Here is a 15,035-nt window from a genome sequence, read left to right on the forward strand (position 1 = left end):
GGAATAAACTTGGGAGAAGATTCTGTTCTCGGTTTTCATCTTGTAGGGATTCTTGCTTTTTCCCTATCTACCCAGATCTTTTTCTTTTTGGCAACCCTTGTCTTGTCAGGTTTTGACCCACTTGTGTCCGTCAGTCAGGCAAGCAAGTCAAATAATTCAAGCTATTCGGGATACCATTTCTAATGTAAATCCAAATGTGACTAATAGATTTATCCAAAATGATCGAGTCAATAGGCAACGCTTGATCGATTTATTTCAGAGCAACACCGATATTCCTTTAGTCGCTTTTGACGAAGATTATTTTTATGAACATTTTCCTAGAAGTTGGCAGTCTGTTGATATATTTCAGCAGTCACTTGCTAGGATCTTCGTAGATTATCAACGCAACTGGCTTACTAATCGGCTCAAACGTGTTGCAAATTTAGAAGATGAGACCGTTAGCTTCTTAACTGAGGAAGAATTTTTAAGCAAATATGGAGAACCACCTTGGGAGTTTGTAAATAGTATTCTAGAGACAGCAAATCTTGATTTCAGGATTAACCGACCACCGCAATACGAAGATCGCCCTTATGAGCCAATTCTAACAGATAGAGTTAGGAACTCACAAGTGAGGTTCAATGATTTGTCTTCAGGCGAACGGATTTTAATGTCTTTTGCACTGTGTCTTTATTACGCTGATGATAAGAACAAACTTATTGTAGATAATCCCAAAATTTTACTATTTGATGAAATAGATGCTCCCTTGCATCCTTCAATGACTCAATCTCTCTTGCGAACCATTCAAGATGTTTTAATCAATCGTCGCAATATTAAGGTGATTCTAACTACCCATTCACCCTCAACAGTCGCTCTAGCTCCAGAACAATCTATATACGCAATGTATAAGAATGAACAAAAACGGATGCAAAAGGTCACAAAAGATAAAGCTTTATCTATCTTGACTACTGGAGTTCCAACTTTAAGCATAGATTATGAGAATCGTCGGCAAGTTTTTGTTGAAAGCCGTTATGATGTTCAATTTTATGAGAAATTACACGAAAAGCTAAAAGATTATTTAACTCCTGAGATATCACTTAACTTCATCGCGTCTGGTGGAGGAAATGGTACCTGTGATCAAGTAAAAGATGTTGTTAATCAACTGAAAGAAGGAGGCAACCGAACAGTCTATGGAATCATTGATTGGGATTTAAAAAATTGTGGTAATGGTCGTGTTAAAGTTCTTGGCAAAGAAACGCGTTACAGCATCGAGAATTATATTCTTGATCCCGTGCTTATAGCAGCTTTTCTTTTGCGAGAAAAGTTTATAGAACCCATTGAGGTTGGACTCAGGAAGCGTGAAACCTATGTTGATTTTGGCACTTTTGATGATACTCGGCTTCAACAAATAGCTGATTTCATAGTAGAGAAAGTTAAGCCTAAGATTCAATCAGAAGTTCAAGATGATTGTTTATTATGCCAGTATCTTAGTGGCAAAACCATCAAATTACCTAAGTGGTTTCTTCGGATTCAAGGGCATAAATTAGAAGAAATTCTGAAAGAGCTCTTTCCAAAGTTAAATAAATTTAAGAAAGAACCTGAGTTGAAATTAGAAATCATCTCAAAGGTAATTGACGATTTTCCGTCTCTTATTCCCTACGATATTTTATCTTTGTTAAAAGAAGTACAAGATGTTAAATAAGTTGAAAAGCTATATTATAGCAGTTATGTTAATGGTAAGATAGGACGTTTTCGTGGTGGGGAGTCGGTGGTCAATATCAAATTAGGTCATACTTCATCTTGATGAGAAAGACTGTAAAAATTATCGGTAAACCCCAAAAAAAAGGAAGCTAAATCATGAAAATTACTATCGATATTCCCGATGAATTGCTTCAACATTACAACTACAATAATCTTACCCGTGAAATTTTAGAGGCTTTGGTGGTGCGGGCCTACCGAGCGGAAAAAATCACCAGTGCCGAGGTCGGAAGTATTTTAGGTCTATCTTCTCGTTGGGTGGTGGATGCTTTTTTGAAAAACCATGATGCCGATTTACATTACAATGAAGTCGATCTAGAGAGCGATCGCAAGACTCTTCAGCAACTTCGCAACAAACACGATCATAGTCTTTTATGATAGTCGTTTCAATTAAATTGAAGATAGATTTCGCCTTTGATCCCCCCTTAATAAGGAGGGTGCTGATCCCCCCTTGATCCCCCCTTAATAAGGGGGGTGCTGATGGTTTTTAACACCTACCTACTTAAAACTACATTCCCATAATTTCGTAACCGGAATCTACATAAATAATCTGACCGGTAATACCACTAGCAAGATCACTGGCTAAAAAAGCGGCCGTATTTCCCACCTCAATTTGTGTCACCGTGCGATGTAAAGGAGCGATTTCTTCCACATGATGGATCATATCAAGAATTCCCCCCACGGCCGAAGATGCCAAGGTGCGAATTGGACCGGCGGAAATACCATTAACTCGGATCTTTTGACCACCTAATTCGGCGGCTAAATAGCGAACACTCATTTCTAAACCAGCTTTTGCCACCCCCATTAAATTATAGTTAGGAATTACCTTGACACCCCCGAGATAGGTAAGAGTGATAATACTTCCCCCTTCCGTCATCAAAGGTTTAGCCGATCGAGCTAGACGGGTTAGGGAAAAAGTGCTAATATCTAGGGATTTAGTGAAAGCTTCCCGAGGGATGGCGGTAAAATCGCCCGTTAAACCCTCTTTATCGGCAAAAGCGAGACAGTGAATCAAAATATCCAGTTTGCCCCATTTTTCCGCCACTGTAGCGAAAGTATCTTCTACCTGTTGGTCATTTTGGACATCGCAGGGGACATAAAAAGCGGGATTAAGTTCATCGGCCAATTCTCGCACCTTTTTCTCAAAGCGGCCTTTTTCGTCGGGGAGATAGGTGACACCGATATTCGCACCAGCTTGATGGAGTTGTTGGGCAATTCCCCAAGCGATCGAGCGATTATTGGCAATTCCCGTCACTAGGGCGTTTTTTCCCGTTAAATCTAACATAGTTCTCGTTTCTCTTACAAAAATCTCCCCAATAGCCGACCCCAGCGAGATTCGGTATAATAGGGATACAGATAAAGGGGCAGCAATGATCACCCCTCCCCCATTGTCTGGCAAAAAGCGCCCAAAACTTTTCCCAGTTTAGGGAGCGGTTATGTTTAATAGAGGTGAAACTCGTTGCATAATAAAAACAATTTTCCCCTTTTTTGGATGTGAGATGGACTTATCCCTAATACAAGACAAACCCCTAGCAGATGTGTTCCGTCGAATCGGCAGCGGCAATTTCCCCCCGGTGGTGGAATTGTTCGAGCGTGGCAAAACGATCTTTTTCCCTGGAGATCCCGCCGAAAGAGTCTATTTTTTGCTGAAAGGAGCCGTTAAGTTGTCGCGAGTCTATGAAGCGGGAGAAGAAATTACCGTGGCTCTACTGCGGGAAAATAGCGTCTTTGGTGTGCTATCCTTACTCACCGGCCAGCGATCGGATCGTTTTTATCATGCTGTGGCTTTTACTCCGGTAGAATTACTCTCGGCCCCGATCGAGCAGGTAGAAAGGTCCCTCCGCAATAATCCCGATTTATCAATGTTGATGTTGCAGGGGTTGTCCTCGCGGATTCTGCAAACGGAAATGATGATCGAAACCTTGGCTCACCGGGATATGGGTTCACGTTTGGTCAGTTTTTTATTAATTCTCTGTCGTGATTTTGGGGTTCCCACCACCGATGGCATCCGGGTTGACCTAAAATTGTCTCACCAAGCGATCGCAGAAGCGATCGGTTCTACCCGCGTCACTGTCACCCGTTTATTGGGAGAGCTGCGGGATCAAGAAATGGTCTCAATTTACAAGAAGAAAATTACCGTCCATAATCCCGTCGCTCTCAGTCAACAATTTACTTAAATTCTGGATGACTAGCGCTTATATTTTGGTTTTGGCCATCGTGGTTTTAGGTGGTCTGATAGCGGCGGTTGGCGATCGCATAGGGAGCCGTATCGGTAAGAAAAGGATGCGTTTATTTAATCTGCGTCCGAAACAAACCGCGACTTTGATGACGATTGTAACGGGAATTTTGATCGCCGGTTCCACTTTAATTGTCTTGTTTGCTTCTAGTAAATCCCTGCGTCAAGGAGTTTTTGAACTGGATCGTCTTTTAAATGAACGTCGTGCCGCTATTAAGGATTTGGAAAGACAGGTGAGAAAAACCACCGAGCAAAAAAATCAGGTGGAAAAGGCTTTAAAAACGGCTAAAAGTGAACAGATAGCTGTGCAGAAACGTCTAGAGGTTCTTAACAAAAATTATCAAGCTTCTCGTCAACGTTTGCGATTAGTTTCTGGACAGTTGGAAAAGTTTCGTAAGGAAGTGGCTAATTTAAATAATGAACGAGTTATTTTAACTAATCAAAAGGCACAGTTAATCAGTCAAAGGGATCAATTGTCCCAACAAAAATCAATTCTTTCTAGTCAAATAAATCAACTACAAACCACCGTTCAAGTTAGAGATAAAGAGTTGGCTAATCAACAAAAGTTATTAACAACCAGACAAGCGCGACTTCAACAGTTGGAAACCCAACAAAAAACCCTACAGCTAGAAATTGATCGCCGGGATCAACGCATTGGAGAACTCGATCGCTCGATTGTGGATAAAAATTTGGCTTTGGAACAGCGTGAGGGAAAATTAAAAGATTTAGAAACCCAAATGGCTTTTCTTAAGCGGGAAGTGGAAGTTTTAGAACAATACTATCAAACCTATCAAGAATTGCGGGAAAAACAAATCGCTATTTTCCGGGGACAGGTGTTATCTTTTGGAGCTTTTCGTATTGTTGATCCCCAAGCTATTGTCGCTGTTATCGATAAGTTATTGCGAGAAGCGAATATGAATGCTATCCGTGCCACCCAACCGAATCAGCCTAATTTTGACCAGCGTTTAGTTAAGATAACAAAAGCACAGGTAGAACAGTTAAGTCAACAATTACAGGACGGTAAAGAATATGTGGTGAGAATTCTTTCGGCAGGTAATTATGTCTTAGGAGAAAGCGAGATTCGTGTCTTTGCTGATGTGGTTCCCAATCAAAGAGTTTTTGAGGAGAAACAGGTAATCGCTGCCGTTTCCATTGATCCCCAAAATATGACAGAAGAAGACCTACAAAAGCGGTTAGATTTACTCTTAGCTTCGGCTCAATTTCGCGCTAGAAGTGCGGGAGTTTTAGGGTCAATTCAAGTGGAAGATGGTTTATTAACTACGGTAGTTAACTTTATTGGTCAAGTGAAAAAGTCGGGTAATTCTATCGAGACACTTGAGGCAATTGCCGCTAGTAAAACTAATACGGCTGGCCCCTTAACTTTGCGTTTAGTAGCGGTAAAAGATGGTAAAATTGTTTTTAGTACGTCCTCTTAAAAGATAGCCAAAGTTAGGAGTTGAGATTAAAATCAATTCCTTCGTAAATATCGACAAGATTTAAGCTAATTCCTAAAGAATATAGAGAGAGAATTCCCCTTGCTGGGGTGTATTCTTGCAGTAACCAATTATTTTCTGATGTTTTGCTATAGGATTCTATTAGTATCTCCCCTTGACTGACGAGAAGATATTGGTTTAATTGGGGTATAGAACGATAATAACGAAATTTATCACCCCGATCATAACCGGAGGTAGAAGGAGATAAAACTTCGATAATTAGGCAGGGATTTAAAATTTCATCGTTGCGATTATCACTAAATAATGGTTCCCCGGCAATAATCATTAAATCTGGGTATAAACCGCGATTATATTGGGGTATCCATAGTCGCAAATCACTGGGAAAGACTTCATAAATAGTTTTCCTTAAAGCATTGTCTAACAAGCGAATTAAATTGCGTACCAGTCGATTATGATTGATGCTTCCCCCTGTCATCTCGATAATTTCTCCGTCGTGATATTCGTGTTTAACCTCGGCTATGGTTTCTAAATTACGATATTCTTCTAAGCTGAGGGTTTTGGTAGGAGATCGAGTTAGCATTTTCTCTGTCACAGAATTTTTAATCCTCCTGATTATAACCTAGATCACAGAAAAAAAGGTTATCATTCATAAAAATCAATTCCTTCGTAAATATCGGCAAGATTTAAGCTAATTCCTAAAGAATCTAGGGAGAGAATTCCCCTGGCTGGGGTGTATTCTTGCAGTAACCAATTATTTTCTGAGGTTTTGCTATAGGATTCTATTAGTATCTCCCCTTGACTGACGAGAAGATATTGGTTTAATTGGGGTATAGAACGATAATAACGAAATTTATCACCCCGATCATAACCGGAGGTGGAAGGAGATAAAACTTCGATAATTAGGCAGGGATTTAAAATTTCATCGTTGCGATTATCACTAAATAATGGTTCCCCGGCAATGAGCATTAAATCTGGGTATAAACCGCGATTATACTGGGGTATCCATAGACGTAGATCGCTCGATTGAAGACGATAATTAGTTCCTCTTAAAGCTAATTTTAGCAGGACAATCAGATTAATGAGAATACTATTATGATTGATGCTTCCCCCTGTCATCTCGATAATTTCCCCGTCGTGATATTCGTGTTTAACCTCGGCTATGGTTTCTAAATTACGATATTCTTCTAAGCTGATAGTTTTGGGGGGAGATGAAGTCAACATTTTTCCAGATTAGAGATTCTTTTATTTAATCATAACACAATTAATTTTACCCATTTAATTCTAATTCCCCTTGGAGAAAATCAACAAATTGTCTAGCAGTTCTTCCCGATCGCCCATTATGTTGGGTTGCCCATTGTTTGGCACGAAATTCTAATTCTTCTAAGCTAATTTTTAATTTAGCTAAACTGGCTAAATGACGCACTATTTCCAAATATTTTTCTTGATTAGCAGGTTCAAAAGTGAGGGTTAAACCAAAGCGATCACTAAAGGATAATTTTTCTTGGACTGTGTCCCAATTATGCACTTCATCACTATCTTTTGGTTGTGGTCGATCCGCAAAAAATTCTCTGACTAAATGTCGGCGATTAGAAGTGGCATAAACTACGACATTTTTCGGTCTAGCGGTGACGCTTCCCTCTAAAACAACTTTTAAAGCTTTAAAAGCTTCATCGTCTTCTTCAAAGGATAAATCATCGACAAAGATAATAAATTTTTGGGGCAAATCTCGCAAGATTTCAATAATTAATGGTAGGTCTTTTAATTCCGATTTTGCCACTTCAATTAAGCGCAATCCCTGACTATGATATTTTTGCAATAATCCCTTAACCAGAGACGATTTTCCTGAACCACGGCAACCATAGAGTAAGACATTTAAAGCGGGATAACCTGCTAATAAAAACTCAGTGTTTTTAATCAAGGTTTTCTTAGCCATTTCATAACCGACTATGTCTTGAATCTGCACGGGATCGGGATGATTAATTCCTTGTAATCTGCCTTCTTGCCACCTTAAAGCTTGATAACGGGCAAAAATTCCTGTACCACACTCACGATAATAATCGGCTAGAGCTTCGACTAATTCCGTCCAATCTAAACTAGAATGGAGGAAACTTTCTAATTTATTGTCCACTTCCCAAGCGGGGAAAATTAGAAATTTAATTTGTTCAAAAACTGTCGAATTACTTAAGCTATAAATGCTAGAGTTATAAAGAGATTGGAGGATAGATAAATCCTGTTTAACGCCATTAATTAAAGATTCGGGTAACTCCCAAACACTTTTTTTCTGTACCTGTTGACTAAAGGGATTATCATCTAATAAAATTTGTTCGATTAGAAAATCATTCCAACTGATATTTCTGGATGCTAAAGCTTGAAACAATTGACCATAAGCTTTGAGAAAATCGGCAACATTATCCGTAGCTAATAGGGTAATAAATGCCTGGCCAATAGCATTATCAAAAACCCCTTGATACAAAACTAACAAGCTGACTTTTTTGTAAATTTCAGAGTTCATTTTTTCTTCTCCACTAATAACTAAGATTTCATGGCCGCCTTTTTGCAATTCCTAATCCGATTTAATAATTGCCGCCTTGTAGCCGAGGGAATGCCAATCAGTTATTATACTACCAAGATAGGGCGATATCTGCAACATTAAGGTTAAAAAGGGAGAAATGCCTACCGACTAATTCTTAGGATTTCTTGAATTGATTCTCGATAAAATTGATAACTTATAGCAGTTATATTCATGGTGAGGTGCAAAGTTTTCGTTTTGGGGAGACGGTCGATGATACCCTGTCAGGTTACACATCATCTTGAGGAGAAACGCTATATTTGATAAAATTTAACCAATCTTGGATTTCCTGTCCTAACCAGAGACATTCATCCTCGTGGAGATTCTGACCGATCAGATAATAATTTTTAGCCGTCCGCAGACGAATCTGATAGTTACCTTCTGTGCCATTGCTATGGAGAAAAATACCCCATAAATCTTGAGTTTTAAAAGCAAATTTTTGGTAGATAAAATTGAAGACTTTATATTTAATTAAAACTTCTTGAGGTGTAAGAATTAATTGCATCTCACGCAAACAAATAAAACCAATTAGAGCTATAATAAAGGTAAGAATCGGGGAGATAAAGACAGTGACAGTAAGGACAATCAACAAAGACCAGAGGGTAGGTGCATCGGAAGGTAGCTTAATTTTAGGGGGTAAATTAATCTCTAAATTATCCCGGTGTTTAGCGATACGGATGGAACTGTGGGGAGGTTTTGGTAATTTCTTAGGATCGATTAAACTTGATGCTTGGCGATAGTAGGGATGTTGGAGAAATTTCAGAGCTTCTCTGGCACTTTTAAACCGCTTTTCTACCGCTATATCGGTTATAGTTTCTAACCAATCGATTAAATCATCATCAATTGTCACCCGTTGGCGAAATTGAATTTTAGAGTCGCGGTGGGGCAATTCTATCGGGACAATTCCCGTCGATAAATGAATTAAAGTCATACCTAAGGCATATAAATCAGAACTGGGAACCGCCCGGCCCCAAAATTGTTCTAGAGGTGCATAACCACTCGTTCCCACCACAGTAAAAGTAACTCCCGTCACTGCACCGCGGGACTGGACTGCCCCAAAATCTACTAAATAAACGTTATTTTCCGAGTTAATAATTAAATTACTAGGTTTAATATCTCGATGTAATACTGGGGGCGATAATTCGTGCAAATAAATGAGAATTTCGAGAACTTCTTCGGCAATAGTCCGAATTACCGTAGCGGTGAAACGTTGCCCCCTTTCTAAGCGCTCGCTTAGGGATTCTCCCGGTATATAATCTTGTACAAGCACAAACCAAGGAATCCCGTCACCTTGATTTTTATCGAGGGAAAAATAATCGCGATAGCGGGGAATACGGGGATGATGGAGAGAAGCTAAGACGGCTGCCTCCCGTTCAAATAATTTTAATTCTTCCCACTCCATCTGGGGACTAAAAGCGAGGAGTTTAATAATTACCGATTCTTGGGATAATACATCGATAGCTAACCAAGTTTGACGACCGATAGCGGTATTTCCTAGGCGTTGTTGCAGTTGGTAACGTTCAGCTAAAAGAGAATCAGAAGTAAAGGTCATAGTGGCTTTTCCCTTATTTAGACCTGTTTTTTTTTCAGGAAAACTGCTGGCTGGTACTAATTAATATCAATTTGTTTTTTTGCTGTCCAACAAAGGGCGATTCCTTTTTCTTTATAGGAAGATTCTCCAACAAAGATAGGATATAATTCAGATTCCCCACGATAGATAATTTCCTGACCATCAAATCCTAGAAAAATCGGTTGATTAGGTTGAATTGCCTGATAATCTCGTTGGAGAATCTGAGGATGTAACATAGCTTTAATTTCACCCTGTTCATCCCTAGGATAATCGATCGAGCCTAAACGTTGGTAAACTGTGAGGGATTCGCTGAAAGTATCGAGATGGGCAGCCAGATAATTTTCCTGTTCGATATAGTCTAGGATTTGATAGATGAGTGTTTCGGTTTGACGAAAAAGATAGGGACAGATGACACCATGGTTAATTGGACCGATTTCGAGGGTAAAAGCTAGGGGACAAATTCCTTTCAGAAAATGATTTTCTCCCTCGCTGACGGGATGATAAATTAAGCGCACCTCAGGATTAATTTTAGTCAGATAGGTAAAGAGTTTTAATAGCCAAGGATGGGCATTAGAATAAATAATCGCCAGCATCATATTAGATGTGGTGCTGTGAATATCGATTAATAAATCAATGGATTTTTCTCGGATTTCTTTGACTATTTTTTTGGCTCGTTTTTGTTCGTATTGCTGACCATCTGGATTAACTAAATCTTTCTGGTTAAAACAACGATTTAAATCCGTATCGATATATCTAACCCGTTGCTTTAGGGCTAAGGGATTAGCGATGAGACTGTGGGATTGAAAACTGCTGCGAGCAATAAGATTAGGTGACTTTTGCAGGTATTTAACCAAATAAGCGGGAGTTAGTTCATTGCCATGCACACCGGCAATTAAAGCCAGATTTTTAATAGTAGTTTTCTGCTCGATCATTTTTTATAATTTTTGAGAAGTTAAGTGGGTGGGTGGAATTAAATATAAGATGAACGTAGGTTGGGTTGAAGCATGAAACCCAACGCCCGATTATGTTACGCTACCGCTAACCCATCCTACAAATAATTGTGCCTCCCTACTTATAATTATTTATGGTTTGCGGCAAAAAGTTTGTTGGTGGGGTTAGGAGTCGGTCGTCGGTCGTCAGAAGATTATTTTTATTTATTCTTCCCACACCCCACACCCCACACCCCACACCCCACCCCTATAGCTGATTTAGAAAAACCAGCCGTAGGAATGAAGACCTTTACCCAAAAGATTCACCCCTAAATAACATACCCAAACCACAACAAAACCACTGGCCGCTAGAATAGCCGGTTTTCTTCCCTGCCATCCCCGGGTAATGCGCGCATGGAGATAAGCGGCAAACACTAACCAAGTGATTAGCGCCCAAGTTTCTTTCGGATCCCAACTCCAATAGGAACCCCAAGCTTCATTGGCCCAAACTGCCCCGGCGATGATACCGATAGTGAGAAGGGGAAAACCGAGACCGATGACCCGATAACTGATATTATCGAGGGTTTCCGCCAAGCTAAGACGTTGGGGCGAAAGAGTCGTCATCGCTGTTAAGGTGGGAGTTAAAAGGGCGGTTGTGCCACCGTTAGCCGTTTCCATGAAAATTGGGGCGGAAAGAGTGGTAGATAACTTATTTTGCAGACGATAGGCTCCCGTACCCACGGAACTGCCTTTTAACTCGATATTTTGACCTCTAGTGACGATCAGAAAAGCGATCGCCATCAGGGAACCCACCATCAAAGCAGCATAACTTAACATCATGACGCTAACGTGCATCATCAACCAATTCGATTTTAAAGCCGGAACCAAGGGCGCCGAAGTTTGCATTTCCCCGGGTAAGGACAAAGTGGCAAAAGCAGTAATCCCCATGGCTACAGGAGTCGTCACCACCCCCACCAGGCGACTGCGGCTATTGTACTCAGCAATTAAATGAACCGCAGTTACACCCCAAGCGAGAAAGAATAAAGATTCGTAAAGATTGCTGATGGGGAAATAACCCGCTTCTAACCAGCGCGCCCCCAATAAAGCGGCGATACAGAGGTTAGCGATGGCCACTCCCGTGCTGCCCAAGCCCGGCAACAAAGGTATGCTAGGAAAGGCTGCCCCGGCCCAATAAACCAGCATGGTTAAAAACAGGACTAAAAAAGAAGTGTTATCGAGAAAGTTCTCTAAGCTAACTAAATTCATGGGATTTCTCTCGTTTGTCGCTCGCTCGCTACCAAGTATTCCATCCTCTATCCTATCCCATCGGTAAGGCGATCGAGACAGGGAATTGTTAGTATAAACTTTGCATTTTCACTCTCACCTGCCCTAAAAATTATGGCTAATCAAGAAGATAATAAATTTTCCTGGTCGCGGTTGCCGCGGTTAGGCAAAATCCTGATCATTTGTTCTGGTGTTGCCGCTTTAGGCTATTTTCTTATCCCTCGTCCCTCAGAATTATCCAATATTCCCCTCGAACCCTACAGCGAATTTATCAGTAAAGTGGAACGGGGCGACATCAGTAAGGTCAGAATTGGCAATCAAGTCATCTATTATCAATTAAAAAATCCTTTAGAATCCCTGGCTATTCCGGGTAATCCCCCCGTTAATCCCCCAGAATCAAATAATCCCCTTTATGGTGATTCTAGTTCTCTGGCCAGCAAACCAAGCAGTAATCTAGTCTCCGGACGAGTATTGGCCACGATTCCAGTCGATAACCCCCAATTACCCCAACTATTACAGCAAAAAGGCGTAATCTTCGAGGCGATTCCTGTGGCCGAAAACAGTTGGATCACCACTCTCCTCGCTTGGGTGGTTCCTCCCTTAATTTTAGTCGCCGCCATGCAGTTTCTGTTCTATCGCAACGATGACACCCGTAAATCGCTGCTTTTTAATAAAAATCTCGCTAAAGTTTACGGAGACGACGAAAAATATCCGATTACCTTCAGTGATGTGGCCGGGGCCGAGGAAGCAAAAACCGAGTTAAAGGAAATTGTCGAATTTCTCAAGGATGCCGAGCGCTTTAATAAAATTGGGGCGCGTATTCCTAAGGGTGTTCTCTTGGTCGGACCGCCGGGGACGGGAAAAACCCTCTTAGCAAAAGCGGTCGCGGGGGAAGCGGGAGTGACGTTTTTTAGCATTTCGGCCTCGGAATTCGTGGAATTATTTGTCGGGACCGGGGCAGCCCGGGTGCGGGATCTATTTGCCCAAGCGAAGAAAAATGCCCCTAGCATCATTTTTATTGATGAATTGGACGCGATCGGTAAATCGAGAAGTTCGGGATCGGGAACTAGCGGCAGCAATGATGAGCGCGAGCAGACTTTAAACCAACTTTTGACAGAAATGGACGGTTTTAGCCCCAAAGAAGCCGTCGTCATCGTTTTAGCCGCCACCAATCGCCCAGAGACTCTTGATGCCGCTTTATTGCGTCCGGGGCGCTTTGATCGCCAAGTTTTGGTGGATCGTCCCGATTTAGCGGGAAGATTGGCAATTTTGGAAATATACGCCCAACGAGTCCAGATGGGTGAAGATGTTAACCTCAAAGCGATCGCCACCCAAACCCCCGGTTTTGCCGGTGCCGATTTAGCCAACCTCGTCAATGAGGCGGCTCTTTTGGCTGCCCGCAATAATCGGGAAAAAGTCAGTCAAATTGATTTTAAAGAGGCGATAGAAAGAGTTATCGCTGGTTTAGAAAAGAAAAGTCGGGTTCTCTCCGAAAAAGAAAAGAAAATCGTCGCTTATCACGAGGTTGGTCATGCTTTAGTTGGCGCTGTCATGCCGGGAGGTGGTCGGGTGGAGAAAATTTCCATCGTTCCCCGGGGTTTATCCGCTTTGGGTTATACCCTGAAAATTCCCACGGAAGACCGTTTTTTGATGACAGAAACCGAATTTAAAGAACAAATTACTATGTTATTGGGCGGTCGGGCAGCCGAAGAATTAATCTTTGGCAGTGTCACTAATGGCGCTTCCGATGATTTACAAAGGGCGACGGATATTGCTGAAAGAATGGTGACAATGTATGGTATGAGTAAATCCCTGGGACCCCTAGCCTACGATAAAACAGGACAGGCTAATTTTTTAGGTAATAATCAGGGTAGTCCCCGCCGTTCGATCGGGGAAAATACGGCCAAAGCGATCGATGAAGAAGTTAAACAAATTATCGACGCTAGTTACCAAAAAGCTCTAGCAATTCTCAGTCACAACCGCAATTTATTAGAGTCGATTACCGCTAATCTTTTGACCACCGAAGTAATCGAAGGAGAAGAATTGCAAGAATTCTTAAATCAAGCGCAAATGGTCTGATCAATCCCCATAAATAGGGTCTGCTGAAAAAGTTTTTCGTGGGGAAGTGGGGTGTGGGGTGTGGGGAAGTGGGGAAGTGGGGAAGTGGGGAGAACAAAGCTGCCTTTTGCCTTTTGCCTTTTGCCTTTTGCCTTTTGCCTCTCCTCATATAGCGGTAAGCGCTTGAGTGAGATACAGACCAAGCTTTGCCTAGCATGGTTTATAGCTCGTGACACTGTACCTCATACGACTGCACACCGCTATAACATCGGATTTTAACAGGTCAAAAGTCTTATTTTCAAAGGGTTTTACCATCATTCAGCAAGCCCTAAATATGACAAATGCCCCGCAACTATTCTGGTTTTTTTTCCCTTGACAATACTTCTTGTAGTTGTGGTACTAAGGTCGGCAAATCTTCTCGAATTGTTGCCCAAATTCTACTTAAATTAACTTGAAAATATTCGTGAGTTGCAACATTTCTCATTCCTGCCATTAAACGCCAAGGAATAAGAGGATAGCGAGACTGAATTTCCTTCGGTACATTTCTAGTTGCTTCTCCGATAATAATAAAATCATAGAGAACCGCTTTGATATTTGTTTGATTCTTGGCAAATTCCTCAAACGTCATTGCCTTTGTTCGCTGTTCAATTTCACTGATAGATTCTAAAATGTCTTGAAGGCGAAGTCGCCAATCTCTAGAAGGCATTGATCAGATCCTCAAGCACAGGTTCCCGTAAATGTTCTCTTAAGGCATCCTGAGTTCCTAAATCCACAGAGCATCCCAGAATATCTTCTAAATAATACTGTACTTGCAGAAGTTGAAAAAAACCACCTTGTCGATCGAATTCTACTAACAAATCTACATCACTATCGGCATCAGCTTCATCCCTGGCCACTGAACCAAATAAAGACAAAGATTTCACCCCTAGTTTTTGTAACTGTTCTCGGTGTGCCTCTAGAATTGCCAGCACCTCGTCCCGTTTCATCTGGTGTGTCTTTGAACCGGCCATCAATATTATAGCGGTTCTTCGTTACTTGGTATGGTTCGATAGGGGGGCATAAATCGACTAAATCCTTATCTGGTAAGAGACTTAATTGATTAGTTCGCTCTATATCAAAAACAATTGACAAAAATCGCTATATGCCTTTCTATATAAGTGTTACATCCCTTATAACTCCCGTCCATTGCATAACACAAACC

At 41.2% G+C, this 15,035-nt stretch carries 14 protein-coding genes and 1 pseudogene; 6 read left to right on the top strand and 9 right to left on the bottom strand.

The window, feature by feature from the left end; all coding sequences use genetic code 11:
- The 3 genes and pseudogenes from IM477_RS14900 to IM477_RS14910 all read left to right on the top strand — a co-directional run.
- Positions 1-183, top strand: a pseudogene (locus IM477_RS14900) (hypothetical protein); the annotation flags it as partial.
- A 13-nt stretch (positions 184-196) separates the two neighbouring features.
- Positions 197-1,678 carry an ATP-dependent nuclease gene (locus IM477_RS14905; RefSeq protein ID WP_287732373.1) on the top strand — a complete coding sequence of 494 codons (1,482 nt, stop codon included), beginning with the start codon at positions 197-199 and terminating at the stop codon, positions 1,676-1,678.
- Between the two features lie 155 nt (positions 1,679-1,833).
- A complete protein-coding gene (locus IM477_RS14910) occupies positions 1,834-2,112 on the top strand; it encodes a UPF0175 family protein (protein WP_287732375.1) in 279 nt (92 codons plus the stop codon).
- A 130-nt stretch (positions 2,113-2,242) separates the two neighbouring features.
- Here the strand turns inward: IM477_RS14910 and fabI are convergent, their stop codons facing one another.
- Positions 2,243-3,019, bottom strand: coding sequence for an enoyl-ACP reductase FabI (gene fabI, locus IM477_RS14915; RefSeq protein WP_002760333.1), 777 nt, complete (start codon positions 3,017-3,019; stop codon positions 2,243-2,245).
- Between the two features lie 214 nt (positions 3,020-3,233).
- On the opposite strand from fabI, the gene ntcA reads away from it, so the two are divergent.
- Positions 3,234-3,911, top strand: a complete 678-nt coding sequence (gene ntcA / locus IM477_RS14920) for a global nitrogen regulator NtcA (RefSeq protein WP_002750097.1) — start codon at positions 3,234-3,236, stop codon at positions 3,909-3,911.
- Between the two features lie 7 nt (positions 3,912-3,918).
- Positions 3,919-5,406: a DUF3084 domain-containing protein gene (locus IM477_RS14925; protein ID WP_287732377.1), complete on the top strand. Its 1,488-nt coding sequence runs from the start codon at positions 3,919-3,921 to the stop codon at positions 5,404-5,406.
- A 13-nt stretch (positions 5,407-5,419) separates the two neighbouring features.
- Here the strand turns inward: IM477_RS14925 and IM477_RS14930 are convergent, their stop codons facing one another.
- From IM477_RS14930 to ccsB, 6 genes are all read right to left on the bottom strand, one after another.
- Entirely contained in the window at positions 5,420-6,004 is a 585-nt protein-coding gene (locus IM477_RS14930) for a Uma2 family endonuclease (protein ID WP_287732378.1), read from the bottom strand.
- Positions 6,005-6,066: 62 nt separating this feature from the next.
- Entirely contained in the window at positions 6,067-6,645 is a 579-nt protein-coding gene (locus IM477_RS14935) for a Uma2 family endonuclease (RefSeq protein ID WP_287732379.1), read from the bottom strand.
- Between the two features lie 46 nt (positions 6,646-6,691).
- On the bottom strand, positions 6,692-7,936 hold the full coding sequence (locus IM477_RS14940) for an ATP-binding protein (protein ID WP_287732380.1): 1,245 nt from the start codon (positions 7,934-7,936) through the stop codon (positions 6,692-6,694).
- 286 nt (positions 7,937-8,222) lie between these two features.
- Positions 8,223-9,545 (bottom strand): serine/threonine protein kinase, encoded by a 1,323-nt coding sequence (locus tag IM477_RS14945; RefSeq protein ID WP_287732381.1) that lies wholly within the window; start codon positions 9,543-9,545, stop codon positions 8,223-8,225.
- A 56-nt stretch (positions 9,546-9,601) separates the two neighbouring features.
- The gene (locus tag IM477_RS14950) at positions 9,602-10,495 is read right to left on the bottom strand and encodes an aspartoacylase (RefSeq protein WP_287732382.1); all 894 of its coding nucleotides are present in this window, start codon (positions 10,493-10,495) and stop codon (positions 9,602-9,604) included.
- Positions 10,496-10,771: 276 nt separating this feature from the next.
- Positions 10,772-11,758, bottom strand: coding sequence for a c-type cytochrome biogenesis protein CcsB (gene ccsB / locus IM477_RS14955; RefSeq protein WP_190721488.1), 987 nt, complete (start codon positions 11,756-11,758; stop codon positions 10,772-10,774).
- 132 nt (positions 11,759-11,890) lie between these two features.
- Between ccsB and ftsH the strand changes: the two genes are divergently transcribed.
- Positions 11,891-13,855, top strand: a complete 1,965-nt coding sequence (gene ftsH / locus IM477_RS14960; RefSeq protein WP_287732383.1) for an ATP-dependent zinc metalloprotease FtsH — start codon at positions 11,891-11,893, stop codon at positions 13,853-13,855.
- A 331-nt stretch (positions 13,856-14,186) separates the two neighbouring features.
- Here ftsH and IM477_RS14965 read toward each other — a convergent pair whose 3' ends face one another.
- Together IM477_RS14965 and IM477_RS14970 are read right to left on the bottom strand one after the other, a co-directional pair.
- Positions 14,187-14,540 carry a HepT-like ribonuclease domain-containing protein gene (locus IM477_RS14965; RefSeq protein ID WP_061430529.1) on the bottom strand — a complete coding sequence of 118 codons (354 nt, stop codon included), beginning with the start codon at positions 14,538-14,540 and terminating at the stop codon, positions 14,187-14,189.
- Positions 14,530-14,820 (bottom strand): nucleotidyltransferase family protein, encoded by a 291-nt coding sequence (locus tag IM477_RS14970; protein WP_002736589.1) that lies wholly within the window; start codon positions 14,818-14,820, stop codon positions 14,530-14,532. The genes IM477_RS14965 and IM477_RS14970 overlap by 11 nt, the downstream gene beginning before the upstream one ends.
- Between the last annotated feature and the right edge of the window lie 215 nt (positions 14,821-15,035).

Origin of the sequence: Microcystis sp. M090S1 (assembly GCF_020246295.1) — a bacterium.
Classification (GTDB): domain Bacteria; phylum Cyanobacteriota; class Cyanobacteriia; order Cyanobacteriales; family Microcystaceae; genus Microcystis; species Microcystis aeruginosa.

What these genes read in the sequence shown, in the direction of transcription:
- IM477_RS14910 (WP_287732375.1), top strand. Translation starts at nt 1,834, where the DNA reads ATGAAAATTACTATCGATATTCCCGATGAATTGCTTCAACATTACAAC.
- fabI (WP_002760333.1), bottom strand. Translation starts at nt 3,019, where the DNA reads ATGTTAGATTTAACGGGAAAAAACGCCCTAGTGACGGGAATTGCCAAT.
- ntcA (WP_002750097.1), top strand. Translation starts at nt 3,234, where the DNA reads ATGGACTTATCCCTAATACAAGACAAACCCCTAGCAGATGTGTTCCGT.
- IM477_RS14925 (WP_287732377.1), top strand. Translation starts at nt 3,919, where the DNA reads ATGACTAGCGCTTATATTTTGGTTTTGGCCATCGTGGTTTTAGGTGGT.
- IM477_RS14930 (WP_287732378.1), bottom strand. Translation starts at nt 6,004, where the DNA reads ATGCTAACTCGATCTCCTACCAAAACCCTCAGCTTAGAAGAATATCGT.
- IM477_RS14935 (WP_287732379.1), bottom strand. Translation starts at nt 6,645, where the DNA reads ATGTTGACTTCATCTCCCCCCAAAACTATCAGCTTAGAAGAATATCGT.
- IM477_RS14940 (WP_287732380.1), bottom strand. Translation starts at nt 7,936, where the DNA reads ATGAACTCTGAAATTTACAAAAAAGTCAGCTTGTTAGTTTTGTATCAA.
- IM477_RS14945 (WP_287732381.1), bottom strand. Translation starts at nt 9,545, where the DNA reads ATGACCTTTACTTCTGATTCTCTTTTAGCTGAACGTTACCAACTGCAA.
- IM477_RS14950 (WP_287732382.1), bottom strand. Translation starts at nt 10,495, where the DNA reads ATGATCGAGCAGAAAACTACTATTAAAAATCTGGCTTTAATTGCCGGT.
- ccsB (WP_190721488.1), bottom strand. Translation starts at nt 11,758, where the DNA reads ATGAATTTAGTTAGCTTAGAGAACTTTCTCGATAACACTTCTTTTTTA.
- ftsH (WP_287732383.1), top strand. Translation starts at nt 11,891, where the DNA reads ATGGCTAATCAAGAAGATAATAAATTTTCCTGGTCGCGGTTGCCGCGG.
- IM477_RS14965 (WP_061430529.1), bottom strand. Translation starts at nt 14,540, where the DNA reads ATGCCTTCTAGAGATTGGCGACTTCGCCTTCAAGACATTTTAGAATCT.
- IM477_RS14970 (WP_002736589.1), bottom strand. Translation starts at nt 14,820, where the DNA reads ATGAAACGGGACGAGGTGCTGGCAATTCTAGAGGCACACCGAGAACAG.